The 26,244-nt window shown below is 68.2% G+C and carries 15 protein-coding genes; 4 read left to right on the top strand and 11 right to left on the bottom strand.

The window, feature by feature from the left end; genetic code table 11:
• Positions 1–80: 80 nt before the first annotated feature.
• From B0675_RS19820 to B0675_RS19770, 11 genes are all read right to left on the bottom strand, one after another.
• Positions 81–917: a siderophore-interacting protein gene (locus tag B0675_RS19820; RefSeq protein WP_081220153.1), complete on the bottom strand. Its 837-nt coding sequence runs from the start codon at positions 915–917 to the stop codon at positions 81–83.
• Between the two features lie 26 nt (positions 918–943).
• Complete coding sequence (locus B0675_RS19815) at positions 944–3,499, bottom strand: amino acid adenylation domain-containing protein (RefSeq protein WP_206602721.1); 2,556 nt, start codon at positions 3,497–3,499, stop codon at positions 944–946.
• A 123-nt stretch (positions 3,500–3,622) separates the two neighbouring features.
• Entirely contained in the window at positions 3,623–4,414 is a 792-nt protein-coding gene (locus B0675_RS19810; RefSeq protein WP_179165327.1) for a fumarylacetoacetate hydrolase family protein, read from the bottom strand.
• 83 nt (positions 4,415–4,497) lie between these two features.
• A complete protein-coding gene (locus B0675_RS19805) occupies positions 4,498–5,484 on the bottom strand; it encodes a class I SAM-dependent methyltransferase (protein WP_179165326.1) in 987 nt (328 codons plus the stop codon).
• Positions 5,485–5,512: 28 nt separating this feature from the next.
• Positions 5,513–6,550 carry a 4-hydroxy-2-oxovalerate aldolase gene (dmpG, locus tag B0675_RS19800; RefSeq protein WP_081220149.1) on the bottom strand — a complete coding sequence of 346 codons (1,038 nt, stop codon included), beginning with the start codon at positions 6,548–6,550 and terminating at the stop codon, positions 5,513–5,515.
• Positions 6,547–7,443 carry an acetaldehyde dehydrogenase (acetylating) gene (locus tag B0675_RS19795; protein ID WP_081220148.1) on the bottom strand — a complete coding sequence of 299 codons (897 nt, stop codon included), beginning with the start codon at positions 7,441–7,443 and terminating at the stop codon, positions 6,547–6,549. The genes dmpG and B0675_RS19795 overlap by 4 nt, the downstream gene beginning before the upstream one ends.
• A gap of 4 nt (positions 7,444–7,447) precedes the next feature.
• A complete protein-coding gene (locus B0675_RS19790) occupies positions 7,448–8,632 on the bottom strand; it encodes a prephenate dehydrogenase (RefSeq protein ID WP_081220147.1) in 1,185 nt (394 codons plus the stop codon).
• Positions 8,633–8,738: 106 nt separating this feature from the next.
• Complete coding sequence (locus B0675_RS19785) at positions 8,739–10,226, bottom strand: tryptophan 7-halogenase (protein WP_081220146.1); 1,488 nt, start codon at positions 10,224–10,226, stop codon at positions 8,739–8,741.
• A gap of 48 nt (positions 10,227–10,274) precedes the next feature.
• On the bottom strand, positions 10,275–11,402 hold the full coding sequence (locus B0675_RS19780) for an alpha-hydroxy acid oxidase (RefSeq protein ID WP_081220145.1): 1,128 nt from the start codon (positions 11,400–11,402) through the stop codon (positions 10,275–10,277).
• Positions 11,402–12,484 carry a 4-hydroxyphenylpyruvate dioxygenase gene (gene hppD / locus B0675_RS19775; protein WP_081220144.1) on the bottom strand — a complete coding sequence of 361 codons (1,083 nt, stop codon included), beginning with the start codon at positions 12,482–12,484 and terminating at the stop codon, positions 11,402–11,404. The genes B0675_RS19780 and hppD overlap by 1 nt, the downstream gene beginning before the upstream one ends.
• Before the next feature lie 60 nt (positions 12,485–12,544).
• Complete coding sequence (locus B0675_RS19770; protein WP_081220143.1) at positions 12,545–12,757, bottom strand: MbtH family protein; 213 nt, start codon at positions 12,755–12,757, stop codon at positions 12,545–12,547.
• Positions 12,758–13,198: 441 nt separating this feature from the next.
• Here B0675_RS19770 and B0675_RS19765 point away from each other — a divergent pair, with 441 nt between their 5' ends.
• The 4 genes from B0675_RS19765 (at position 13,199) to B0675_RS19750 (ending at position 26,226) form a co-directional block, all read left to right on the top strand.
• Positions 13,199–22,171, top strand: coding sequence for a non-ribosomal peptide synthetase (locus B0675_RS19765; RefSeq protein ID WP_081220142.1), 8,973 nt, complete (start codon positions 13,199–13,201; stop codon positions 22,169–22,171).
• 76 nt (positions 22,172–22,247) lie between these two features.
• Positions 22,248–23,582: an MFS transporter gene (locus tag B0675_RS19760; RefSeq protein ID WP_179165325.1), complete on the top strand. Its 1,335-nt coding sequence runs from the start codon at positions 22,248–22,250 to the stop codon at positions 23,580–23,582.
• A gap of 37 nt (positions 23,583–23,619) precedes the next feature.
• Complete coding sequence (locus B0675_RS19755; protein ID WP_081220140.1) at positions 23,620–24,969, top strand: PLP-dependent aminotransferase family protein; 1,350 nt, start codon at positions 23,620–23,622, stop codon at positions 24,967–24,969.
• Between the two features lie 15 nt (positions 24,970–24,984).
• Positions 24,985–26,226 carry a cytochrome P450 gene (locus B0675_RS19750; protein ID WP_081220139.1) on the top strand — a complete coding sequence of 414 codons (1,242 nt, stop codon included), beginning with the start codon at positions 24,985–24,987 and terminating at the stop codon, positions 26,224–26,226.
• Positions 26,227–26,244 lie beyond the last annotated feature (18 nt).

Here is a 26,244-nt window from a genome sequence, read left to right as displayed (position 1 = left end):
ACAGCAACGGTGGGACGGAGACAACACCCCGGACGGAGGGAAGAGGGGGTCGGACCGTCGACACCGCCGACGCGTGAGAGCTACGCGGTGGGCGCGTCCTCCACGTCACGGTTCCACTCGGACTTCGAGGACTGCCAGCCCTCTTCGTCGGCCCCGCGTCGCCAGTAGCCGGAAATGGACAACTGATCGCGTGTCAGGCCGCGTTCCACCCGCAGGTGGCGGCGGACGGCCTTCACGAAGTGCGCCTCGCCGTGGACGAAGGCGTCCACCGTGCCGGCCGGGAAGTCCAGGGCGGAGACGGCCTCTTGGAGCGCGTCGCCGATCTGGCGCTCCCCGCGGTGCAGCCAGACGATGTCGGCGTCGGCCGACGTCCGGATCTCCTGCTCCTCCTCCGGTCCGGAGACCTCGATGAACGCCTTGGCGACCGCTCCTGACGGCAGCGCCTCCAGGGAGGCGCCGATCGCGGGCAGGACGCTCTCGTCTCCCACGAACAGATGCCAGTCGGCCTCCGCACTGGGCGCGTAGCCGCCGCCGGGACCGATGAAGTAGATCTCCTCCCCGGGCTTGACCTTCGCGGCCCAGGGGCCGGCCAGGCCGCTCTCGCCGTGGTAGACGAAGTCCACGGACAGCTCGACGGCGTCCGGGTCCCACCGGCGGACCGTGTACGTACGGGTCTTGGGCCACTGGTCCTGGGGGAAGTCCCGGCGAATGGCCGAAATGTCGAAGGGCTCGGGGTACCGCACCTCCTCCAGCGGGAAGATCAACTTGACGTAGTGATCGGTGTACCGGCCGGCGGTGAACTCCTTCAGGCCCTCACCGCCCAGCACGACCCTGGCCATGTGCGGGGTCACCCACTCGACGCGCAGCACCCGCCCTCGGTGCAGCCTCGACCTGTTGGGCGTCGGGTTGTCGGACATCAAAGGCTCCTTGCCTGCTTCATTGATCAGGACTGCTTCTTCAGCGCGCGAGCCAGAACCGGAGCAAGGTCCGCGAGCGCATCGGAACTCATCAGCTGCATGTGCTGGAAAGGGGTCACGTGCTGTTCGATGTGGCCGCTCACGTACGGGTCCCAGACCTTCGCGAGTCCGGTGGACGCGCCGTCCGGCCCGGCCGCCTCGAAGAAGAGCATGTCGCCGTCGAACTGCTCGGGGGCGGTAGCGCGGCTGATCCTGAGGTTGTTCTCCGTGATGTCGATGAGCGCGGCGACGGTTCGTTCCTCGAGGCTGGCCAGTGTTCCGCCACGGGCCTGGAGGATCTCCAGGATGCGTGGCATCTCGATCGGGTCGTTGCCCGGTTCGGCGTGGAAGGCCCCGATTCCGTCGAACGCGAGCTCCAGGAGGTCTCGTTGGCTGCGCGTGCTGTCCGAGCTGGCGTGTCCTGCGGTGCCGGCGTCGAGCACGGCCAGCAGGGACACCTGCTCGCCTTCCTGCTGGAGGCGGGCCGCGAGGTTGTGGGCGACCTTGCCGCCGAAGGACCAGCCGAGGAGGGCGTACGGGCCGGACGGCTGGATCTCCCGGATCCGGCCGAGGTAGTCCTCGACCATCTCGTCGAGGTCGGCGGGGTACGGCTCGTCCGTGGCCAGACCGCGGGCCTGGAGCCCGTACACCGGGTGTTCCCTCGGGACGTAGCGCAGCAGTCCTGCGTAGCACCAGGCCATGCCGCCGCCGGGGTGCACGCAGAACAGCGGCGGGCGGCTGCCGACCGATCGCAGGTTCAGCACGGGCTCCAGTGCGCTGTCCTGCTCCTCGTCGTCGGCCTGGCCCAGGGTCGACAGGGCGGCCACGGTGGGGGTTTTGAGCAGCTTGTGGATCGAGAGCTTCACGCCCAGGATGGACCGGATGCGGCTGGCCAGGCGGGTGGCGAGGAGGGAGTGTCCGCCCAACTCGAAGAAACTGTCGTAGATGCCGACGGTGGGTACGCCCAGGACTTCGGCGAACAGGCCGCACAGGATCTCCTCGCGCGGGGTGCGTGGGCCGCGTCCGGTGCCGGTCTTCGTCGGTGCGTCGGGTTCGGGCAGGGCCCGCCGGTCGAGTTTGCCGTTGGTGGTCAGCGGGAGCTGGTCGAGGATGACGAACGCTGAGGGGACCATGTACTCGGGCAGCAGACCCGCCGCATGGGTGCGCAGGGCTTCGGCGTCCAAAGGGGTGCCGGTGCTCTCGGCGACGACGTAGGCCACGAGGCGTTTGTCGCCCGACCGGTCCTCACGGGCCACGACCGCGACCTGCGCGAGCCCGGTGAAGCGGCTCAACACCGCCTCGATCTCGCCGAGTTCGATGCGGAACCCGCGGATCTTCACCTGGTCGTCGGCGCGGCCGACGAACTCCAGCAGGCCGTCGCCCGACCAGCGGGCCAGGTCGCCGGTGCGGTACATGCGGGTTCCGGCCGGGCCGTAGGGGTCGGCCACGAACCGCTCAGCGGTCAGGTCCGGGCGCCCGAAGTAGCCGCGGGCCAACCCCGCGCCCGCCAGATACAGCTCCCCGGTCACGGCCACCGGGGCCGGCGCCAGGGTCTCGTCGAGGACATAGGCGCGCATGCCGTCCAGGGGGCGTCCGACGGGTATCGGCGCCGGCACCTCGTCAGCCACGTCCCACGGCGCCTGCGTCGCGAACAGTGTCGTCTCGGTGGGCCCGTAGGCGCAGCGCACGACGGTGTCGGGGCAGTGTTCCAGTACCCGCTCCACCGCGGTCGGGGAGATCACATCACCGCCGGTGATCACTTCCCGCACCCCGGCGAAGCAGCCGGGATCCTCCTCCGCCATCACCCGGAACAGGCCCGCCGTCACCTGAAGCCCGGTGATCGATTCCTCGGCGATGAGGCGGGCGAGCGTCGCGACACTGAGATCATCGCCGGGCGTCACCACCGTCCGGCCGCCGTGCAGCAGCGGCACCCACAGCTCGTAGGTCGAAGGGTCGAAGGCGTACGGCGCCACCATCAGGACCCGCTCGTGTGCACCCGCGCCGAACATGCCGTCCACGACGAGGTCGAGGACGTCGCGGTGGGTGACCGCCACCCCCTTGGGACGCCCGGTCGAACCCGACGTGTACATCACGTAGGCGAGCTGCTCGGGCCGGCTCTCGACGCCCAGGTCACCGACCGGCAGACCGGCCAGCTCCTCGTCCTCGTCCACCACGACCACGCTGCTCGCACCCGGTACACCGCGGTTCCGCATGGCGCGGTCGGTCAGCAGGACCGGCGCGGAGGTCTCGTCGACGATCCACTGCATCCGCTCCAGCGGATACCCACTGTGCAACGGCAGATAGAAACCCCCTGCCTTGAGCACCGCGAGGAGCGCGACCACGAGGTCGACCGAGCGTTCCATCAGCACCGCGACCGGCGTCTCGGATCCCACGCCCAACCCGGCCAGTCGGTGCGCGAGTTGGTTGGCCCGCTCGTCCAACTCCCGGTACGACAGCTCCCGTCCGGCACACCGCACCGCCACCGCGTCCGGGGACCGCAGCGCCTGAGTCGCGAAAGCCGCCGGCACCGATGCATCGATCATCGCCATATTCGACTCAGATGACCGATCCTCGACAAAATCAACAGTATCTGCAGCACGCATTGCCAATCACCCTCTTTCGGTTGTGGGGTCGAGCGTGTGTCGCATGGAGAGCTGTCTGAGAGCTCACTTGCCGATGGTGGAAAGGGACACGGATCCCAAGGACGCGAAGGACGCGCTGACGGTGGCGCCGGCTTCGAGGTCGACCGCCGCGGCCAGCGATCCGGCGAGGACCAGGTCGCCCGCGGCGATCCCCTCGCCGAAGGAGGCCAATATGCGGACGAGGCAGGCAACGGACTCCGCCGGGTGCCCCATCACGGCCGAACCGTCGGCCGTCTGAACGGACTCCCCCGCCGTGAACACCATGGTCTCGGTGGCGAGGTCCCGCCCGTCGAAGGGAACGGCGGCGCCCAGGACGGCCATGGCCGACGAGGCGTTGTCCGCGACGGTGTCCACCCAGGCGATGTCCCAGTTCTCGATACGGCTGTCGAGCACCTCCAGGGCCGGGAAGACCTCGGTGGTGACGTTCAGTACGTCCGCGGCCGTCGTACGGGGATCGGAGAGGTCGGCGCCGATCCGGAACGCGATCTCCCCCTCGACCTTGGGTGAGATGAACCGTCCCGGATCGAGGCGGGCGCCGTCGGCGAGAAGCATGCCTTCGGTCAGGAACCCGAAGTCCGGTTGGTCGACGCCGAACATCTCCTGGATGGCGATGCTGGTGGCTCCGATCTTGTATCCGGCGTGCACCGCCCCGTTCTTGTGTTCAAGGGTGCGGAGGGCGCGCTGGACGGCGTAGGCGTCCAGCGCGGTGAACTCGGGATACCGGGCGGAGATGGGCGGTATCGCCCCGCGCTCGTTCTTGGCGTTCCAGAGTTCGAGGGCTATGTGCTCGTGAACGACGAGTGGATCCTGCAGCATGACTCGTGGCCGAATCGACGTCCGCGCAGGTGATCCGCGCGGCTGTCGCCGTCTCGGCACGCCTCCATTCGGGCCTCGGGAAGTTACTTGGTCGCCACGAACAGCCGGCCGCCCGGCATGATGTTCGAGACGCACTCGACGTCCGAGAAGCCGGCGCTGCGGAACTTCTCCACCCATTGGTCCGCGGTGGGCAGCTTGATGCCCATGAAGTTCGCGTGCAGGTAGGTGAAGAGGGCGCTGAACTTGCGTTCGCGGGTTTCCTGTCCGTACGAGACCGCGTCGACGACGGCCAGGACACCACCGGGTGCGAGTGCCTTGCGGCAGGTGCGCAGCACGTCGTCGAAGACGGATTCGTTCTGCAGGACGTCGTGCATCACGAAGCAGGCCTGGATGACATCAGCCCCTTCGAGCGGACTGGGGTCGGTGATCAGGGACTCGACCGAGCGCTCGATGACCTGCAGTCGGTCGTCGACGCCGGCTCGTCCCGCGGCTTCTCGCGCGGCGGCGCATGCGGCCGGGCTCAGGTCGACGGCGACGCCGGTGCGCCGGTCGTCCTGGTCGAGGAGACCGATGAGCAGTCCGGCGGCGCCCGCGCCGAGGTCGACGACGTGTCGGGCGTCGGCGGCCACGACCCGTTCGACCACGGCGGGGTAGAAGGCGCGGTCTCCGATCCAGCGTGAACTGACCGCCACCCGGCGTCCGTCACGCTGGTGGTCGTCAGCGGCGGAGCCGCTGTCGGAGAGGAAGGCTCGGGCGTTCTGCAGGAACGGGCTGTTGGCGGTCAGCGCCCAGGACAGGTATCCGACCTCGTGCCTCCAGTCCGGGTAGTCGTCGGACGCGCGGTACAGGTCGTTTCCGTCCTCGGCGGTGACCAGCCCGGCGGACGCCAGTGCGTGCACGTACTCCTTGAGGCGGTCCTGGGGAAGGCCTGTCGCTTCGGCCAGGTCGGCTGTGCCGAATGTGCGGCCCGAGTCCAGTACCTGGTCGACGCCGATCTCGGCGCCGATCTGGAGCAGTGCGGCGACCGCCGCGTAATCCGCTCCCACTTCGCGTGCGGAATCCAGTTTCACCTTTGCTCCTCGCTTTTCTGAGCGGTCGTCACATGACGTCGTACAGGGAATTCTTCTGGGCGAGGCCCATGGCCACTTCGATGATGGCGTCCTCCTGGCCGGCGACGACTCCCCTGCGGCCCAGCTCCATCAGGATTTCCCGCGGGTCCACGTCGAAGCGCTCGGCGGCGCGGCGTGTGGGTGCGGCGAATCCGGAGAAGACGCCGGCGATACCGCTCGCGATGGTGACGCTGTCGTTCGTCGGAATGCGCTTGACGAATGTGGATTCCGCGAGATCGGCCGCGTCGAGTGCCGCGTACAGCTGGAGCCTGGTCTCGATCTGTTCCAGGTGCAGGTTCGCCGCGACGAGTTCCAGCGGGGCGTTGCCGGCTCCGGCGCCGAAACCGCGGGCCGTCACGTCCACGATGGTCGCGCCGGCCTTGACGGCGGCCATGCTGTTCATGACCGAGAGGCCGAGGTTGTTGTGGCCGTGGAAGCCGATCTCGATGTCGAGTTCCTCGACGAGCGCTCCGACCTTTTCCTCGACCGCCGCCGGTGTGTAGGCGCCTGCCGAGTCCATCAGGATGACCGCGTGTGCGCCGTACTCCTGGATGAGTCGTGCCTGCTCGATGAGCGTCCTGGTCGATGCCATGTGGCTCATGAGCAGCATGCCTTTGACCGTGACGTCCATGTCGCGGAGCATGGTGATCTGTTGGCGGGTCACGTCCGCTTCCGTGCAGTGCGCGCCGACCCTGACCTCGTCGACGCCGCAGTCCAGTGCGGGCTTCAGGTCGCGTTCGACCGTCGCGAATCCGGGGATGGACAGGACGCCGAGCCGGGTCTGCTTCAGCTGGGCGCGGGCGGCTGTGAGCATCTCCTTGTCGGTCAGTGCGGCGCGTCCGACCTGGATGGACGAGGCGCCGAGGCCGTTGCCGTGCCCGACCTCGAGGAGGTCCGCGCCCGCGCGTTCGGCGGCCTCGGCGTAGGCGACGATGTCCGCGTGGCCCAGTTGGTGCGCCACGGCGTGATTTCCGTCCCGCAGGGTCGTGTCGCAGATCGTGAGCTGCCGCTCGGCAGGGGTGTTCATCGGCGTGCCTCCGCTCGCCCCTCGGCGACGGCCACGGCCGCGCAGGTGATGACGTCCAGGTTCCCGGCGTAGCGCGGCAACCAGTCGCCGAGTCCTTCCACTTCGATGGTCACCATGATGCGATCGCCGGTGGCGACGGGCGGGACGACGACGCGATAGCCCGGGACGTAGGAATTAATGCGCTTCTCCATGGTGTCGACGGAGACGCGCAGGGCTTCCATGTCGACGTTCTCGGAAGCGGGGACCGCGATGGTGTTCCGCATGACCATTCCCGGCTCTGCCGGGTTGATGACGAGAATGGTCTTGGCGGTGTCCACCCGGCAGAATTCATGAGTGGCATGCTGAGTGGTGAAGGCGTATTCATCAATGTTGGCCCTCGTCGCGGGGCCGACGCTCGCGGATGAACTGGCTGTGGCGATTTCCAGGTATCCCAGGCCGCCGTCGGAGGCGTCGCTGAAGCAGCGGGCGATGGGAACGGCGGCTTGTCCTCCGCAGGTCACCATGCTCACGTTCTGCTCGGTGAGGCACTCCTCGAGGTTCAGGGCCGGTACGCAGAACTTGCCGAGGTGCGACGGGGTGAGGTCGACGACCGGAATGCCCAGTCCTTCGAGGATGTTCCAGTTGTGCACCGCGTCCTTTGCCGAGGTCGCGTCGAAGACGAGATCGATGCGGTCCGCGATGTCGGCGACGGCGTCGATCCCGCCGGCGGTCGTCGGGATCCCGCGAGAATCGGCGAGTTCCATGCCTGGAGAGCTGATACGTCGGCCGGCGAACGAGTCGCACCGGAGTCGGGGCGATGCCATGACCTTGAGCAGCAGGTCACAGCCGATGTTTCCCGTGCCTATGATGGCCACGCGAAGAGGATCAGCAAGGGAATCTTCTTGTGGGTGCATTCACCTAACCTCTATCCGCAGTCTCGATGCTGTGGGCGTCGGACCGGGTTCGGCCGACGAGATGCGTACGGGGGGCCTGCGCTATTTCCTGCTGCCGCGTGGCGGGGACCGGTTCGGCGCTCCAGCCCGCTCGGCCCAGTTCCACGACGATCCGGCCGGCACGCTGCGCCGGCACGGCGAAGGTGATGGAGAAGGTTCCTTCCTCCGCGGAGTACCGCGGCACCACGTCCTCCGCCTCCACGTGGAGGGTCTTGAGCGCGTCGAGCAGGCGCACCAGTTGTCCCGGGCCTTCCGCGACGGGAACCTCCACGTGTGTCTCCCCGTCGGCGGGCTGCCGGTCCTGGACCGCCGCCAGTCCGGCGGCGCCCCTGTTCAGCAGGTCCACCATCGGCTCCAGTTCCCGGCTTCCCAGGTCCCGCGGTGCGGTGGACATGTCGTCGAGCGTGGCCAGGAGGGTGGTCAGGTCGTCGCTGAGTTCGCGGAGCACCGCGGCGACGGCCGATGCGTTGGCCTGGAGGATGTCGCTCCACAGTCCGGTGTCCCTGACGGCTGTCCGGGTCACGTCGCGCAGTCCTTGCCCCGCGAGCCGGACCGCCTCCCGGGGGCTGTGCTGAAGTCGCGCGGCCATGAGGCTGGCGACGAGGTGAGGGGCGTGCGACGTCAACGCCACCGCGTTGTCGTGCGCGCGACTCTCCATGATCACCGGGACTGCGCCGCACAACGCGATCATTTCGAGCGCTCGGTTCACCGCGTCCTGTGACGTCGACTCCGAGGGGGTCAGGACCCAGGCACGGTTCTCGAACAGATCCGCGCGAGCGGCGAGCGGGCCGCAGCGCTCGCGGCCGGCCAGGGGGTGTCCGCCCACGTAACTGGACGGGGTGTGCGCGGACTTCCGGATGTCCCGTGCCAGCTGCGCCTTCACACTGGCCACGTCGGTGTAGCTCCGGGCCAGCCCGCGTGCCTGCATCTCGGCGAGTACGTCGCCGACCGCGCCCGGGGGGACTGCGATCACCGCCAGGTCGACCGGGTCGTCCCAGGCGGCCACCACTCCCGCGCCGAGCGCGGCGGCGGTGCGAGCGGCCACCTCGTCCTTGTCGAGCAGATGCACTGTCGTGCCATGTCGACTGAGGGCCAGGCCGATTGAGGTGCCGATCAAGCCCGTGCCGACCACAGCCATCGTTCGTATCATCGTTACCTCCTTCAGCCTGTGGGTGGCCGTCGGCCACCGAAGGGTTCACCCGGCCGACGTGGCCGGCCCGCCCGCATCGGGGCGCGAGGGCGGGGTCGGGGTCGGGTCAGTAGCCGAATTCCGCCCAGCGCATGCCGTCGGCGGAGGGCACGAGGCCGCCGTCCCGCAACGGGCCTTCGTCGTCGTCGACGTCTCCCAGCGCGGCATGGACCTGGATCTTGGCGCCCTCTTCGAGGACCGACTGGACGAGCGTCGAGTCGAACAGGTCGCGGTCCGTTCCGCTCTCGCCCGCGGGCCGGTCGGCCAGCTCGGAGAACTCCCGGAAGGTGGATTCGCGCTGTTCGGTGTAGGAGGTGGCGTTGACCAGTCCGCTTTCGTGCGAGGCTCCGCCGCCGACCAGTTCGACGAAGGACTCGAGTCCGGGTGCCGAGCTGTTCATGACCTTCTTGGCGGTCCAGAAGTACGAGTCCTCGTCCTGGTGCATGTCGTAGAACGCCACCAGGAAGTCGTGGAAGAGCGAGTACTCGTTGCGGTACCGGAGTTCGTACTCCTCGAAGCACTTCGTCTCTTCGAAGTCGCCGCTCAGAGACGAGTTGATGGAGCGGGCGGCCAGAAGTCCGCTGTAGGTGGCGAGGTGGACGCCGGAGGAGAAGACGGGGTCGATGAAGCACGCCGCGTCGCCGACGAGGACCATGCCGGGGCGCCAGAAGGTGTCCTGGCAGTACGAGTAGTCCTTGCGGACGCGGATCTCGCCGTAGGGTCCGCTCTCCACCCGACGTGCTTCGGAGAGATACTCGGCGATGAGCGGACATTCGTCGATCAGGCCCATCAGGGCCTTCTCCCGGTCGCCCTGGACCCGCTCCAGAGCGTCGCGCCGCAGGACCGCGCCGACGCTGGTGAGCTCGTCGGTGAGCGGGATGTACCAGAACCAGCCGGAGTTGAAGGCGGCGCAGAGTATGTTGCCGGAGTTGGGGGCGGGAAGCCGCTTCCCGCCCTCGAAGTAGCCGAAGAGCGCGATGTTCTGGAAGAAGTCCGAGTAGTGCCGCTTGCCGCCGATGCGGCTCTGGATGCGGCTCTTGTTGCCGGAGGCGTCCACGACGAAGCGGCTGCGTATCTCGTGGCGGATTCCGTCGGCGTCGCTGTAGACGACCCCGCAGACGCGGCCGTCCTCCTCGATGACGTCCACCACGGAGCTCTTCTCGCGGACCTCGACACCCTTGGCGCGCGCGTTGTCCAGAAGGATCTGGTCGAACTTCATCCGTTCGACCTGGTAGGCCAGGGAGGTCGGGCCCGAGAAGGTCGCGGAGACGGAGAAGGAGAAGGTCCACGGCTCGGGGCTGCTTCCCCACCGGAAGGTGCCGCCGCGCTTGGGCATGAAAGCGGCCTTCTCCAGTTCCTCCGAGACACCGAGGAGCCGGCAGATTCCGTGCACCGTCGAGGGCAGCAGGGACTCCCCGATCTGGTACCGGGGGAATTCTTCCTTCTCCAGGAGAAGAACACGGTGACCCTGCATGGCCACCAGGGTGGACACGGTGGAGCCACCCGGCCCACCACCGACGACAACGACATCGAACTCGTGGTCTTCGACTTGCATGACGCCTTCTCCTCAAGAGTGTGTTCAGGGGAATGAAAGATGTCCGTGTCAGGCCCGCGCACCGGAGACGAACGACCGCAGGGTGCGTGCGGCGGCCAGGTCGGCACAGCCGGCCAGGAGGAGGGCCTCCTCGAGTTCCGTCCGCAGGAGCGAGAGCACCTGAGCGACGCCCGGCGCCCCGGCTGTGCTCAGCCCCCACAGCACCGGACGCCCGATCAGGACCCCGTCAGCACCCAGCGCCAGTGCTCGCAGGATGTCGGTGCCGCTGCGGACACCGCTGTCCATGAGGACCTGGCACTGCCCGGCCACCGCTTCGACCACCCATGGCAGCGCGGTGATGCTGGGCAGTGCACCGTCCAGCTGCCGGCCGCCGTGATTGGAGACCACCAGGGCGTCGGCGCCGAGTCGGACAGCCTGTTCCGCGTCCCTGGGATCAAGGACGCCCTTGATCACCAGGGGGAGTCGGGTCTGCTCCCGGAGCCATTCCAGGTCGGACCAGCCGAACGTGGAGTCGAAGGCGAGCTTCGTGTGCGCGGCCACGGCCGACGCGCCGGGCCGGCGGGAGTGCGCCGCGGAGGGGCCGTCGGGTTCGAGGTTGGCACTGCGGATCCAGGACGGGAGCGCGAACTCGTTGCGCAGGTCGCGCAGCCGACGGCCCATGATCGGGACGTCCACGGTCACCATCAGCGCCTGGCAGCCGACGCGTTCGGCGCGACGGATCAGCTCGACCACGCGGCCACGGTCGTGCAGCCAGTACAGCTGGAACCACAGGGTCGCCCCGACCTCGGCGATCTCCTCCAGCGCGTGGCTGCTGATCGTGCTGACCACGAAGGGCACCTGCGCCGCCGACGCGCCCTCCGCGGCGGCGAGATCGCCCTGCGGATGCAGCAGACGCTGGTACGCCATCGGCGCGACGGCGAGGGGCAGCGCTGCCGGCGTGTCCAGGAGCTGCGCGCCGGTGTCGGTCGTCTTGACGCCTGCCAGCACTCGGGGCACGAGGGACACGCTGTCCAGGGCCGCACGGTTGGCGTCCAGGGTGGATTCCGTGCCGCTGCCGCCGGCGATGAAGTCCCATACCTCGGGCGCCAGCCGCGCGGCGGCCGACTGTCGCAGATCCTTCACGCACACGGGCTGCGTTCCCGCTGTGTCGACCACTCCCCCGGACGGCAGGGCCATTACTTCTCAGCCCCCTCTTCGACCCGCTGCCGCTCGACGGCTTCGTAGAGCGCCTTGATGTTCCCGCTCCCGAAGGTGCGAGCCCCCAGACGCTCGATGACCTCCAGGAAGAAGGTGCCGAGCGGGTGGACCGAGGCGGTGAAGATCTGGAACAACTGACCGTCGTGGTCCTCGTCGACCAGTACGTCCAGTTCCCGCAGCCGGGAAACGGAGTGCTTGGCCAGATCCACGGAGAGCAGCCGGTAGTAGGCGTCCGGAGTGCTCAGGAACGACACACCCAGCGACTTGAGCAGGCCCACCGACTCCACGATGTTGTCCGCCGTGAAGGCGATGTGCTGGACGCCGGCTCCGCCGTGGTTCTTCAGGAACTTGTCTATCTGCCCCGGCTCCAGCGAGGTGTCGGGTTCGATCAGCGTGAGCGTGACAGAGCCGGATCGACTCTGGACCACCTTGGAGTCCATCGCCTGACTGCCCACGACGATGCGCTCTTCGAAGATCATCCGGAAGTCCAGGACCTTCTCGTAGAACTCGACGGTGGACGCGAGCTGCCCTGGTTCGAGGCAGACCGCGAAGTGGTCGATCTCGCCCAGGCCACTGTCGAACCGGGCACTCTTCTCCGGAACCGCCGAGAAGCCCGGAAGGGTCCGTGCGTCGGTGAGCGCGGGACGCTGCACGAAGGTGTGGATCACATCTCCGAAGCCCCTGATCGAGGCCGTGACGAGTCCGTCCCGCTCGGCCGGTTCCGCCACCGCCGCCGCGCCCCGGCGCACCGCCTCGGTGAAGGCCCCGGCGGCATCGGAGGTGGTGAGCGCGATATTGGCCACCCCGTCACCGTGCTGCTCGACGTACGCGGCCGCGGGGTGGTCGGCGCCCCGCGCCGTCGTCAGCACCAGCCGGATCTGATTCTTGCCGAGCGCCACCGAACGGATGGCCTCGTCGGAATCCGACGTTTCGGAAGCTCCGTAGATCTCGAACCCATAGCTGTCTGTGAACTGCGCTGCGGCCACGGCCATGTCGTGCACGTAGAACTCGACATGGTCAATGGAGAGTTCATCAAAAATGGACACGTTAGAATTCGCCATTTGCTTCACTATCCCGATTGACTGTGGGCGGGAACCCGGGTCGGCGAGAGCGGGGAGGGTTCACGCCACCGAGTTCATGTGCCGTACGAGGCTGTGCGGGCGCATTTCCTTCCAGTTCGAGTCGATGTAGTCGATGCACGATGCGCGGTCATCCGCATGCACCGCGGTCCAACCGGCCGGCACCTCGGCGAACTTCGGCCAGAGCGAATACTGCTTCTCTTCGTTGACCAGCACGAGGTACTCGGCCTCGGGGTTGTCGAAAGGGTTGGTCATGGCCTCGCTCCTTCTGCTCCTCACGGGTGCACGGTTTTCAATTCGCCGGGGCGGCATTACTTTGATCTCTGCGGGGCAACTCTCGGATGCGCCAGTGTCGGCACGATATCCCTCGACTTGATGCGGCCGCACGGGACCAGAGTGATCCTCAAGCGGACCTGGATTCGAATTCGAGGACCCCGGCCGTACTGGAAGTGCGATCCAGGACCGCTCGAGATCCGGGCTTCCCCACCGGATCGCGGAGTGACCGCCCGTGGCCGCTCCCTTAATGTGACTGCGGAGATGCCGGAATCATCATTCCGCGACGATCCCGTGTCGTCCGAGGCCTTGCATTCCGTGACGATCACGCGTCATCCGGGCCACCCATTCCGCAAAGATCATCCGCGTCGCTGGTCCCCCTGAACTTCGCGCGGTCTCAACACCGAAAGAGGGTGATTGGCAATGCACACCGCAGATGCTGTCGATTCTGTCGAGGGTGCGTCGTTCGAGTCGCACGTGGCGCCGGTCGGCGACTCGGTGCCGGCGGCTTTCGCGGCTCAGGCGCTGCGGTCCCCGGACGCGGTGGCGGTGCGGTGTGCCGGACGGGAGCTGTCGTACCGGGAGTTGGACGAGCGGGCCAACCAACTCGCTCACCGAATGGCCGGGTTGGGCGTCGGATCCGAGACGCCGGTCGCGGTGCTGATGGAGCGTTCCGTGGATCTCGTGGTCGCGCTCCTCGCGGTGCTCAAGGCGGGTGCCTTCTATCTGCCGTTGCACAGTGGGTATCCGCTGGAGCGGATGCAGTGGATCGTCGACGAGACCTCCGCGCCGGTCCTGCTGACCGATCGCGCCATGCGGGACCGAGGTGTACCGGGTGCGAGCAGCGTGGTCGTGGTGGACGAGGACGAGGAGCTGGCCGGTCTGCCGGTCGGTGACCTGGGCGTCGAGAGCCGGCCCGAGCAGCTCGCCTACGTGATGTACACCTCCGGTTCGACCGGGCGTCCCAAGGGGGTGGCGGTCACCCACCGCGACGTCCTCGACCTCGTCGTGGACGGCATGTTCGGCGCGGGTGCCCACGAACGAGTGCTGATGGTGGCGCCGTACGCCTTCGACCCTTCGACCTACGAGCTGTGGGTGCCGCTGCTGCACGGCGGCCGGACAGTGGTGACGCCCGGCGATGATCTCAGTGTCGCGACGCTCGCCCGCCTCATCGCGCAGGAGGAGATCACCGGACTTCAGGTGACGGCGGGCCTGTTCCGGGTGATGGCGGAGGAGGACCCCGGCTGCTTCGCCGGGGTGCGGGAAGTGATCACCGGCGGTGATGTGATCTCCCCGAACGCCGTCCAGCGGGTGCTGGAACACTGCCCCGACACGGTCGTGCGGTCGACGTACGGTCCGACCGAGACGACGCTGTTCGCGACTCAGGCGCCGTGGGACGTGGCTGACGAGGTGCCGGCTCCGATACCCGTCGGGCGTCCGCTGGACGGCATGCGGGCCCGTGTCCTGGACGGCGCTCTGCAGGCGGTTCCGGCAGGGGGCACCGGGGAGCTGTATCTGGCGGGTGCGGGGTTGGCCCGCGGCTACTTCGGGCGCCCGGACCTGACCGCGGAGCGGTTCGTGGCCGACCCCTACGGCCCGGCCGGAACCCGTATGTACCGCACCGGCGATCTGGCCCGCTGGTCGGGCGACGGCCTGCTGGAGTTCGTCGGCCGCGCCGACGACCAGGTGAAGATCCGCGGGTTTCGCATCGAACTCGGCGAGATCGAGGCGGTGTTGAGCCGCTTCACCGGGCTCGCGCAGGTCGCGGTCGTGGCCCGTGAGGACCGGTCGGGCGACAAACGCCTCGTGGCCTACGTCGTCGCCGAGAGCACCGGCACCCCTTTGAACGCCGGCACCACCATTGATGCCGAAGCCCTGCGCACCCATGCGGCGGGTCTGCTGCCCGAGTACATGGTCCCCTCAGCGTTCGTCATCCTCGACCAGCTCCCGCTGACCACCAACGGCAAACTCGACCGGCGGGCCCTGCCCGAACCCGACGCACCGACGAAGACCGGCACCGGACGCGGCCCACGCACCCCGCGCGAGGAGATCCTGTGCGGCCTGTTCGCCGAAGTCCTGGGCGTACCCACCATCGGCATCGACGACGACTTCCTCGCACTCGGCGGACACTCCCTCCTCGCCACCCGCCTGGCCAGCCGCATCCGGTCGACCCTGGGCGTCGAACTTGCGGTACCGACCCTCTTCGAGGCCCCCACCGTCGCCGCCCTCGCCGACCGGCTCACGGAGGCGGACGCGGCCAGGCCCGCGCTGACCGCGATGGAGCGTCCCGCGAGGATCCCGCTGTCCGCCGCGCAGAACCGTCTCTGGTTCCTCAACAACCTGGAGAGGACGAGCGCCACCTACGTCCTGCCACTCGCCGTACGGCTTTCAGGTGATCTCGATCGAGCGGCTCTGGAGGCGGCGATAGTCGACGTGATCGGCCGGCACGAGACGCTGCGGACGGTGTTCCCAGAGGTCGACGGGGAGCCTCAGCAGCTCATTCTGGAGCCCGACCAGGTCCGCCCCGAGCTGCCGGTGGTGGAAGTCGAGGCCGCGAACCTTGACGAGGCACTTCGAGCCGCCGGCAACACCGCCTTCGACGTCACCGTCGATCTGCCGCTGCGGGCCCGTCTGTTCACCACCGGTCCGGAGCACCACGTCCTGCTCCTGATCCAGCATCACATCGCGAACGACGGCTCGTCGCTGGCCCCGCTGGCCCGTGACATCAGCCTTGCTTACGCCGCACGGTGCGCGGGTACGGCCCCGAGCTGGTCGCCCTTGCCCGTGCAGTACGCGGACTTCACGTTGTGGCAGCGCGAGCTCCTCGGTTCGGAGGACGACCCCGGTTCCCTCATGAGCGAGCAACTGGCTTTCTGGAAGGCCGCCCTGGACGGCATTCCCGACCAGTTGGAGCTGCCCTTCGACCGTCCTCGTCCGAAGGTGGCCGACTATCGCGGCGACACGGTCCCCATCCGGATCGACGCCGACCTGCACCGTGCCCTGCTCGGTCTGGCCCGGGAGAGCAACACCACGCTGTTCACGGTCCTCCAGGCCGCCCTCGCCACCCTGCTCAGCCGGCTCGGCGCGGGCTCCGACATCCCCCTCGGAACCCCGGTCGCGGGCCGCACCGACGAAGCACTCGACGACCTCGTCGGCTTCTTCGTCAACACCCTGGTCCTGCGCAACGACACCTCCGGAAACCCGAGCTTCCGAGAACTCCTCGCCCGGACCCGCGCGACCGACCTCGCCGCCTACTCCCACCAGGACGTCCCGTTCGAACGCCTGGTGGAGATCCTCAACCCGGAGCGTTCGCTGGCCCGCAATCCCCTGTTCCAGGTCATGCTGGTGATGCACAGCACCGCGGCCCCCGTGTTCGAGCTGCCCGGTCTGTCGGCCGTCGCCGAAGACCTCACCAAAGACGTGACCAGCTTCGATCTGACCTTCAATTTCTACGAGGTCGCGGACGGCGCGGGGGAACCCGCGGGACTCGACGGCTTCCTGGAGTACCGGACCGATCTGTCCGACGCGGGTACCGCGAAGCGGTTCATCGAAGGTCTCCGGCTGCTGCTGGCGGCCGTCGCCGAGCGACCCGACCTTCCGATCAGCGCCGCCGAGCTGCTCTACCCGGCCGAGCGGAGCGAACTGCTCACCGAGGGAGCAGGGGGGCCGGCACCTGAACACCGTTTCTTCAGCGACCTGTTCCAGGAGCAGGCGGCGCTCCGCCCCGACGCGCCGGCGCTGGAGCACGAAGGCACCGTGCTCACCTATGCCGAGTTGAACACGCGGGCCAACCAGGTGGCCCGCCTGCTGATCGCGCACGGGGTCGGCCCCGAGCAGCTGGTGGCGCTGGCGGTACCCCGGTCGGTGGAGATGGTGGCGGCACTGCTGGGCATCCTGAAGGCCGGCGCCGCTTTCCTGCCCGTCGATCCGGAGTACCCGGCGGACCGCATCGCGTTCATGCTCGAGGACGCCGCCCCGGTCCGCGTGCTCACCAGCCGGGAGATGGCCGGACGGCTCCCCCGGGGTGGCCCGGCCGCCGTGGTCCTCGACGACCCCGCGACCCTCGCCGGACTCGACGGCGCCGATCCCACGGACGCCGAGCGGACCGCCCGGCTCCGGACCGACGGACTGGCGTACACCGTCTACACGTCGGGCTCGACCGGCCGCCCCAAGGGCGTGGCCGTCACCCACCGCGGTATCTGCGCGCTGGCCGCCACCGTGGCGGAGAAGTACCAGGTCCGGCCGGACGACCGGGTCCTGCAGCTGGCCTCGATCAGCTTCGACATGGCGTTCGAAGACTTCATCCGGGCGTTCTGCTTCGGCGCGACCCTCGTCGTCCCCTCCCCCGGCCCCCTGGTCGGAGACGCTCTCGGCGACTATCTGGAGCAGCGCCGGATCTCCTGCGCCGACATGCCGCCGAGTGTGCTCGCCACCCTGCCGGCGCGGCCCTTCCCCGCCCTGCGGGTGCTGAGCGTCGGAGGCGAGGCGTGTCCCCCCGCCCTGACCGCGCGCTGGGCGGACGGACGGCGGATGCTGAACCTCTACGGGCCGACCGAGTCGACGATCTCGGCGACGGCCAGCGAGCCGCTGTCCGGTACCGATGCGTCCGCCTCGACCCCGATCGGAGCCCCGGTGAGGGGCGCCCGGGCGTACGTCCTGGACGAGCGGCTGCGGCTGGCTCCACGAGGTGTGCCGGGTGAGCTGTACATCGCGGGCACGGGCGTGGCCCGGGGGTACCTGCGTCGCCCGGGCCTGACGGCGGAGCGGTTCGTCGCCGATCCGTTCGGATCGGCCGGCAGTCGTATGTACCGCACCGGTGACCTGGTGCGGTGGCGTGGTGACGGCCAGCTCGAGTTCGTCGGCCGGGCGGACGACCAGGTGAAGATCCGCGGCTTCCGCATCGAGCTGGGCGAGATCGAGGCGGTGCTGGGTCGTCACCCGGCGGTGTCACAGGTCGCGGTCGTGGTGCGGGAGGACCAGCCGGGTGACAAGCGCCTGGTGGGCTATGTGGTGGCCGAGGCCGGGAGCGGTGGGGCGGGCGCGGACGCCCTGCGTGCTCACGCGGGCGGATCGCTGCCGGAGTTCATGGTCCCTTCGGCGTTCGTGGTGCTGGACCGTCTGCCGTTGACGACGAACGGCAAGCTGGACCGGCGGGCTCTGCCGGCGCCCGTGTACGAGGCGGGGGTGAGCGGTCGTGCTGCGCGGACTCCACTGGAGGAGATTCTGTGCGGACTGTTCGCCGAGATCCTGGACGTCCCGGCGGTGGGTGTCGACGACAGCTTCTTCGAGCTGGGCGGCCACTCGCTGCTGGCGACCCGGGTGGTCAGCCGGATCAGGTCGGTGCTGGGTGTCGAGCTGGCGGTGCGGACCCTGTTCGAGGCGCCCACGGTCGCGGAGCTGACGGGTCGGGTCGCGGAGGCGGAGGCCGGTTCGGCCCGGCCGGCGCTGACCGTGGTGGAGCGTCCGGAACTGGTTCCGCTGTCGCCGGCGCAGAACCGGCTGTGGTTCCTGAACAAGCTGGAAGGCCCGAGTGCCACCTACAACGTCCCGGTGGCGTTCCGGATCACCGGAGACCTGGACGCGGATGTCCTCGAACAGGCGCTGAACGACGTGGTGGTACGGCACGAGAGCCTGCGCACGGTCTTCCGGGAGATCGGCGGGATCCCGGCCCAGACAGTACTGGCGGCGGACGCCGTCGACCTGACACTGCATCATGTCCGCTGCGACGAGGAGGACATCGCCGCGACACTGCGGTCGGCCGGGCAGTACGTCTTCGACCTGTCCGCCGAACCGCCGCTTCGCGCGACACTGTTCACCGTCGGTCCCGGGCAGCGGGTGCTGCTGCTGCTCATGCACCACATCGCCAGTGACGGCGCTTCGATGGGGCCGCTCGGACGCGATCTGGAGACCGCGTTCGGCGCCCGGCTCCAGGGACGGGCCCCGACGTGGCCCGTACTTCCGGTGCAGTACGCGGACTACACCCTGTGGCAGCGCGATCTCCTCGGCGCGGAGGAGGACCCCCATTCCGTGGTGCGCAAGCAACTCGCTTACTGGCAGGAGGCGTTGGAAGGCATGCCGGACCGACTTGAGCTGCCCTTCGACCGCCCCCGGCCCAAGGTGGCAGGCCACCGCGGCGACATGGTTCCCCTCCACATGGGCCCCGAGCTGCACGGCAGGCTCGTCGACCTGGCCCGGGCCACCAACACCACGGTGTTCATGGTGCTCCAGGCCGCCGTCGCCACCCTGCTGAGCCGCCTGGGCGCGGGGTCGGACATACCGATCGGCACCCCGAGCGCGGGCCGCACCGACGAGGCGCTCGACAATCTGGTCGGCCTCTTCCTCAACACGCTCGTATTGAGGACCGACACCTCGGGCAACCCGACGTTCCGGGAACTTCTGGAGCAAGTCCGCAGGACGGCGCTGACCGCCTACATGCACCAGGACGTGCCGTTCGAGCGCGTGGTCGAGGCCGTCAATCCGACGCGCTCACTGTCCTGGCATCCGCTCTTCCAGGTCATGGTGGTCCTGCAGAACACCGGTGGCCAGGAGTTGTCGCTGCCCGGTCTCGCGACGAAGGCCGAGGACGTCTTCAGCACCCGTACGGCCAAGTTCGATCTTGGCTTCATCGTCAACGAGCACTACGAGGCCGACAACCGTCCGGCCGGGCTCGACGGGATGCTGGAGTACAACACCGACGTCTTCGAGCAGGAGACCGCAGAACGGACGGTGGCACAGCTGGTGCGGGTGCTGACACAGCTCAGCACCGCTCCCGACCGCCGGATCGGTGAAGCCGATCTTCTGTCCAAGACGGAGCGCGTACGGCTGATGGAGTTGTCGGCCGGCGCGGAGGCTGGTGAGGGGCTCGGGGCTGCTTCGGTGCCGGCGGCCTTCGCGGCCCAGGCGCGGCGGACGCCGGACGCGGTGGCGGTGCGGTGCGCCGGACGGGAGCTTTCCTACCGGGAGTTGGACGAGCAGGCCAACCAACTCGCCCATCGCCTGGCCGGGTTGGGTGTGCAGCGGGAAGCGCCGGTCGCCGTGCTGATGGAACGCTCGGTCGACCTCGTGGTCGCGCTCCTCGCGGTGCTCAAGGCGGGTGCCTTCTATCTGCCGTTGCACAGTGGGTATCCGCTGGAGCGGATGCAGTGGATCGTCGACGAGACCTCCGCACCGGTCCTGCTGACCGATCGCGCCATGCGCGACCGCGGGCTGCCCGACGCCGGCGCCTTGGTCGTGGTGGACGAGGACGCGGAACTCGCCGGCCTGCCCGTCGGTGACCCAGGTATCGAGAGCCGGCCCGAGCAGCTCGCCTACGTGATGTACACCTCCGGTTCGACCGGGCGTCCCAAGGGCGTGGCGGTCACCCACCGCGCCATCCTCGACCTCACCGTCGACGGCATGTTCGGCGCGGGTGCACACGAACGGGTCCTGCTCCTGGCCTCGTACGCCTTCGACCCCTCCACCTACGCCTTCTGGGTCCCCCTCCTGCACGGCGGACGCACCGTCATCACCCCCGAAGGCGAACTCGGCGTCGCCGAACTCGCCCGGATCATCACCGAGGAACAGATCACCGGCCTCGACATCACCGCCGGACTCTTCCGCCTCATGGCCGAAGAAAACCCCCGCTGCCTCACAGGAGTACGCGAAGTCATCACCGGCGGCGACCTGATCTCCCCCACCGCCGTACGCCGAGTACTCCAGCACTGCCCCGACACCATCGTCCGCTGCGCCTACGGCCCCACCGAAACAACCCTCTTCGCCACCCAGGCCCCCTGGACCACCACCGACACCGTGCCCGCACCGATACCCGTCGGACGCCCCCTGGACGGCATGCGCGCCTACATCCTCGACACCAACCTCCAGCCCGTCCCAACAGGCGTGACCGGAGAACTCCACCTCGCCGGCACCGGACTGGCCCGAGGCTACTTCGCACGACCGGACCTCACCGCCGAAAGGTTCGTCGCCGACCCCTACGGCCCCGCCGGAACCCGCATGTACCGCACCGGCGACCTCGCCCGCTGGTCCCCCCAAGGCCTCCTCGAATTCGCCGGCCGAGCCGACGACCAAGTCAAGATCCGCGGCTACCGCATCGAACTCGCCGAAATCGAAGCCGTGTTGAGCCGTGCTCCGGGGCTGGCGCAGGTCGCGGTCATAGCGCGCGAGGACCAGCCGGGCGACAAGCGTCTCGTCGGCTATGTGGTCGCCGATCCGGGCCGCGGCGGGCAGGTGGACGTCGAGACCCTGCGCACGCAGATGGCGGATCAACTGCCGGAATACATGGTTCCCTCCGCGTTCGTGGTGCTCGACCGGCTCCCGCTCACCACCAACGGCAAGGTCGATCGGCGGGTCCTGCCCGCTCCCGACCTGCCGACGACGGCCGGCACCGGACGCGGTCCGCGCACCCCACGGGAAGAGATCCTGTGCGGCCTGTTCGCCGAAGTCCTGGGCGTACCCACCGTCGGCATCGACGACAACTTCTTCGCACTCGGGGGACACTCGCTCCTGGCGCCTCGGCTGGTCAGCCGCATCCGCACCATCCTGAACGTCGAACTCCCGGTGACCGCCCTCTTCGAGACCCCCACCATCGCCACGCTCGTGGAGCAGTTGGACCGGGCACCGGGGTGCTCCTCCGGGGACTCGTTCGGGGTCCTGCTTCCCCTGCGCACCGAGGGGGATCTCGACCCGTTGTTCTGTGTCCATCCGGCGATCGGGCTCAGTTGGGCGTACTCCGGCCTCTTGCGTCATCTGGATCGTCAGCAGCCTCTTTACGGCTTGCAGGCCCGTAAGTTCAGCGATCCGGACGCAGCGGCACCCGGTGTGGAGGAGATGGTCGAGGACTACCTGAACGAGATCCGTTCGGTTCAGCCCTCCGGTCCGTACTCCCTCCTCGGCTGGTCCTTCGGCGGCATCGTGGCTCACGCGATCGCGGTGCGCCTGCAGGAGGAAGGCGAGGACGTCGCGCTGCTCGCCATGATGGACAGTTACCTGCCCGCCGACGGCTGGGAGAGCGGGCGGCTGTCGTACGACAGCCCCGAGGTACTGGGTGCCATTGCCGAGTCCATCGGACATGACCCGACGTCACCCGACAGTCCTCTCGCCGGTCTCGGCACGGATGGGTTCTCGTCATTGGTCGAAGTCTTCGTGGATATCGCCAACTTGAGCGAGCGCATCAATGTCGGCAAGTTCATGGGCGACATCCTGTTCTTTGCCGCGGCCGCCGACAAGGCGGGCAGTGAACCCGCTCCCGATGTCTGGTCCCCGCATACGAACGGACGCGTCGAAGTACACGCCATCGACTGCGTGCACGGGGCTATGACCCAGCCCCGCCCGCTGTCCGACATAGGACAGATATTGGCCGCGAAGTTGGCCGGTAACGCGGGAAAGCAGGGAAAGGCGTGAGTTCTTCCCGCCCCGTTTCGGGGTGTTGTCTCCGTCCCACCGTTGCTGTCCTCACCATCCGTTCCCGGGAGATTCGTTGAACGTCACCAGTAAAAACACGAAGGACAAGACGGCCCAGCCGGGCCTGGGAAGCAATTTCAACAAGGTATGGGTCGCCGCGATCGCCTCGTCCTGGGGCGACGGCGTCCAGATGGCCGCACTGCCCCTGCTCGCCATCCAACTCACCACCGACCCCCTCCTCATCGGCGCCGTCGGCGCCATCGGCACCCTGCCCTGGTTCCTCCTCGGCCTCCCCGCCGGCGCCCTCGTCGACCGCTGGGACCGCAGAAAAGTCATGCTCCGCGCCGACCTCGTCCGCTTCACCATCCTCACCCTGCTCACCCTCGCCGTCCTGACCGACCACGCCAACATCACCCTCCTCATCGCCGCCGGATTCGCCCTGGGCTGCGGAGACATCTTCTTCGACATCTCCGCCCAGGCCGTCCTGCCCGTCGTCGTCACCGGCGACCAAGCACTCATCCGCGCCAACAGCCGCATCTCCGCCGCACAGATCAACGGCGAACAACTCGCCGGACCCCCCATCGGCGGCATCCTCTTCTCCCTCTCCCACTCCCTGCCCTTCCTCGGCAACGCCCTCTCCTTCCTCACCAGCGCCCTGTGCGTCACCTCCCTCAAAGGCAACTTCGCCAACCCCCCCACCACCCAACCCACCACCACCAGCCTGCGCACCGAAGTAGCCGAAGGACTGCGCTGGCTCCTCAAACACCGCGTCCTGCGCACCCTCGCCGGCACCGCCGCCATCGGCAACCTCGTCTTCACCGCCAAAATGTCCCTCCTGGTCCTCCTCGCCAAAAACCAGCTCGGACTCGGCGACATCGGCTACGGCCTCCTCCTCAGCTCCACCGCCGTCGGCGCCTTCATCGGCAGCTTCCTCTCCGCCCCCATCTCCAAAAAAATCCAGGTCGGCACCATGCGCTGCGTCGGCATGTCCATCGAAGGACTCGCCGTCCTGGGCCTCGGCCTCACCACCAGCCCCTGGATCGCCGGCGCCATGATGGCCACCATCGGCTTCTCCATGAGCGTCCAGATCGTCATCGTCGGCGCCCTGCGCCAACGCCTGGCCCCCACCGAAATCCGCGGACGCGTCCTGTCCGCAAGCCGCCTCATCTCCCTCATGGGCGCCCCCTTCGGCGGCATCCTCGCCGGCTACCTCGCCAGCACCACCAGCCTGCGCACCCCCTTCATCACCGGCGGCCTCCTCATGATCATCGTCGCCCTCGCCAGCCTCCCCGCCCTCAGCAACCACGCCATCCAACAAGCCACCCACCACGCCACCAACGAAACAACCCCCACCACCGAACCATCAGAAGAAACCGCCGACACCACCCCGAAGCACGCCACAACGAAGTAGCCGGACACCACCCTTCCTCCGAGGAAAGCGAGGTTGCATGAACGCCAGTGGAGTGGAAATCCTGACCGCCGACCTGAGCACGGATCAGCTGCACGCAGCGCTGCAGGATCCCGCGCTCGCTTCCATGAACTTCCTGAACGAAGTGGCCGGCCGCTTCCCGGAGGCCATTTCACTCGCCGCCGGCCGGCCCAGTGAGGAATTCTTCGACGTCGACGACCTTCCTCGGTATCTGAAGATCTTCTGCGACTACCTCGCCGCCGAGACGGGTGCGGACGAGGACGGCATACGCCGAACCCTCTTTCAGTACGGCCGGACCAAGGGCGTCATTCACGAGCTGCTCGCCCGGAATCTCGTCTGTGACGAGGGAATTGACGTCGACCCTGAGTCCATCGTCGTCACGGTCGGCTGCCAGGAGGCGATGTTCCTGGTGCTCCGGGCGCTTCGCCGGGACGAGCGGGACGTCGCGCTGACGGTTTCGCCGGGCTACGTCGGTCTGGCCGGTGCCGCGAGGCTGGTGGACATGCCGCTCTGGCCGGTGCGGGAGAACGAGGACGGTGTCGACCTCGACCACCTGGTCGAGCAGATCGAGGCGGCTCGCGCCGCGGGGAAGCGGCCACGGGCCTTCTACCTCGTCCCGGACTTCGCCAATCCGTCCGGCGCGAGTCTCGACCTGGAGGCCAGGCGGCGGTTGCTCGCCATCGCGGCGGAGCACGATCTGCTGATCCTCGAGGACAATCCGTACGGATTGTTCCAGGCCGAAGACGGTCGGCGCCTGCCCACGCTCAAGGCTCTCGACACATCGCGGCGGGTCGTCTATCTCGGCTCGCTCGCGAAGACCTGCTTCCCCGGAGCCAGGGTCGGGTTCGTGGTCGCGGATCAGCGCGTGTCCGGCGACGGAGGCTCCACGCTGTTCGCGGACGAGCTGTCCAAGATCAAGAGCATGCTCACCGTGAACACCTCGCCCCTGGCCCAGGCCGTCGCGGGAGGCAAGCTGCTGGAGCACGGCTGCAGTCTGGTCAAGGCGAACGACAGGGAGACCCGGCTCTACAGCCGAAACATGCGGCTGCTGCTGGAGGGGATGAGCCGGCGGTTCCCCCGGGGCGGGGATCACCAGGTCTCGTGGAACACCCCCGGCGGTGGATTCTTCGTGGTGGTCACTGTTCCGTTCCTCGCCGATGACACCGCACTGGAATACGGAGCCGGGAAATACGGCGTCCTGTGGACACCCATGAGCCATTTCTACGACGGCAGCGGCGGCGAGAACCAGCTGCGCCTGTCGGTGAGCGTGGTGTCGCCGGACGAGATGGAAGCGGGACTGGATCGACTGGCGATGCTGATCGCCGACCTTTCCGGCAAGGAAAACCTACGCAGTAGTCACCGATTCTGAGGCCAGGAGATTTCCATGCCGAACAAAGGTATACCCGCCGACGATCTCAACCGGGTGGACCTCACGGACCCGAGCACCTTCCTGCATACCGACATGGAAGATTTCTGGCGGCGGGTTCGGACCGAGCAGCCCGTCTATCTGCACCCGGCCACCGACCGGGGATCCCCCTTCTGGGTGGTGTCCCGCCACGCGGACGTCATGGCCGTTCTGCAGGACGCCGAGCGCTTCAGTTCGCAGCCCGGGAACATGATGTCCTCGCTGCACAAGCCCGGTGGGGATCCCGCGGCCGGCAAGATCCTGGCGCTCACGGACGCGCCGCGCCACAACGCCATGCGGACGATCCTGCTGAAGGCGTTCAGTCCCCGGATCCGCAAAGGGGTGACGGACAAACTCCAGCAGCGGGTCGACCAGATCCTCGGTCACGCCGTCGGCACCGGGACCTTCGACTTCGCCAAGGAGGTCGCGGAAGTGATCCCCATGGGGACGATCTGCGATCTGCTGGGTTTTCCGTCGACGGACCACAAGTACGTGCTCGATCTGAGCCGGGAGGCGGTCAGCGCGGACGACGAGGGGCAGACCGAGGAGGACGTCTGGCTCTCCCGCAACGAACTCCTCATCTATTCGCAGGAGATCATCGAGACCCGCCGCGAGGACCCGCAGGACGACTTGATCAGCGCGATGGCCACCTGCCGGATCAACGGTGAGCCGATGACCGACGACGAAGTGGTCGTCAACTGCTACGGGTTCATCCTCGCCGGAGACCACACCAGCCGCCTGGCCATGGTCGGCGCGCTGCTCGCCTTCGCCCAGCACCCGGATCAGTGGCGGGCGTTGAAGGACGGCCGCATCTCCATAGCGAGCGCGGTCGAGGAGATCGTGCGCTGGACGACGCCGGCGATGCACATCGGGCGTACCGCGACGGCCGACGTCACCATCGGCGGGCGGACGATCCGCGAAGGCGAGCACGTCATCCTCTGGATCACTTCCGCGAACCGCGACGAGAGCGTCTTCCCGGATCCGCACAGGTTCGACCTGGCGAGGACTCCCAACAAGCACCTGGGCTTCGGGTTCGGGCCCCATTTCTGCTTCGGGTCGTACCTCGGCCGGGCCGAGATCGCCGCCGTACTGAAGACCCTCGTCAACAGGGTGGACCGGATCGAGCTCACGGGTGATCCCAAGGCGCTCTATTCGACGTTCCTGCGCGGCTACAGCAGCCTGCCGGTCTCTCTCATCGCCGGCCCGTCCACCACGGAGTAGAGCGCTTCCTTTCCCGGC

This window comes from Streptomyces sp. M41(2017), assembly GCF_002078175.1.
Classification (GTDB): Bacteria; Actinomycetota; Actinomycetes; order Streptomycetales; family Streptomycetaceae; genus Streptomyces.
Note: the sequence above shows the minus strand (reverse complement) of the source record. Positions and strands in the feature narration are given on the sequence as shown.

What these genes read in the sequence shown, in the direction of transcription:
- dmpG (WP_081220149.1), bottom strand. Translation starts at nt 6,550, where the DNA reads ATGAACACCCCTGCCGAGCGGCAGCTCACGATCTGCGACACGACCCTG.
- B0675_RS19795 (WP_081220148.1), bottom strand. Translation starts at nt 7,443, where the DNA reads ATGCACCCACAAGAAGATTCCCTTGCTGATCCTCTTCGCGTGGCCATC.
- B0675_RS19755 (WP_081220140.1), top strand. Translation starts at nt 23,620, where the DNA reads ATGAACGCCAGTGGAGTGGAAATCCTGACCGCCGACCTGAGCACGGAT.
- B0675_RS19785 (WP_081220146.1), bottom strand. Translation starts at nt 10,226, where the DNA reads ATGCAAGTCGAAGACCACGAGTTCGATGTCGTTGTCGTCGGTGGTGGG.
- B0675_RS19750 (WP_081220139.1), top strand. Translation starts at nt 24,985, where the DNA reads ATGCCGAACAAAGGTATACCCGCCGACGATCTCAACCGGGTGGACCTC.
- hppD (WP_081220144.1), bottom strand. Translation starts at nt 12,484, where the DNA reads ATGGCGAATTCTAACGTGTCCATTTTTGATGAACTCTCCATTGACCAT.
- B0675_RS19765 (WP_081220142.1), top strand. Translation starts at nt 13,199, where the DNA reads ATGCACACCGCAGATGCTGTCGATTCTGTCGAGGGTGCGTCGTTCGAG.
- B0675_RS19770 (WP_081220143.1), bottom strand. Translation starts at nt 12,757, where the DNA reads ATGACCAACCCTTTCGACAACCCCGAGGCCGAGTACCTCGTGCTGGTC.
- B0675_RS19810 (WP_179165327.1), bottom strand. Translation starts at nt 4,414, where the DNA reads ATGCTGCAGGATCCACTCGTCGTTCACGAGCACATAGCCCTCGAACTC.
- B0675_RS19790 (WP_081220147.1), bottom strand. Translation starts at nt 8,632, where the DNA reads ATGATACGAACGATGGCTGTGGTCGGCACGGGCTTGATCGGCACCTCA.
- B0675_RS19780 (WP_081220145.1), bottom strand. Translation starts at nt 11,402, where the DNA reads ATGGCCCTGCCGTCCGGGGGAGTGGTCGACACAGCGGGAACGCAGCCC.
- B0675_RS19820 (WP_081220153.1), bottom strand. Translation starts at nt 917, where the DNA reads ATGTCCGACAACCCGACGCCCAACAGGTCGAGGCTGCACCGAGGGCGG.
- B0675_RS19815 (WP_206602721.1), bottom strand. Translation starts at nt 3,499, where the DNA reads ATGATCGATGCATCGGTGCCGGCGGCTTTCGCGACTCAGGCGCTGCGG.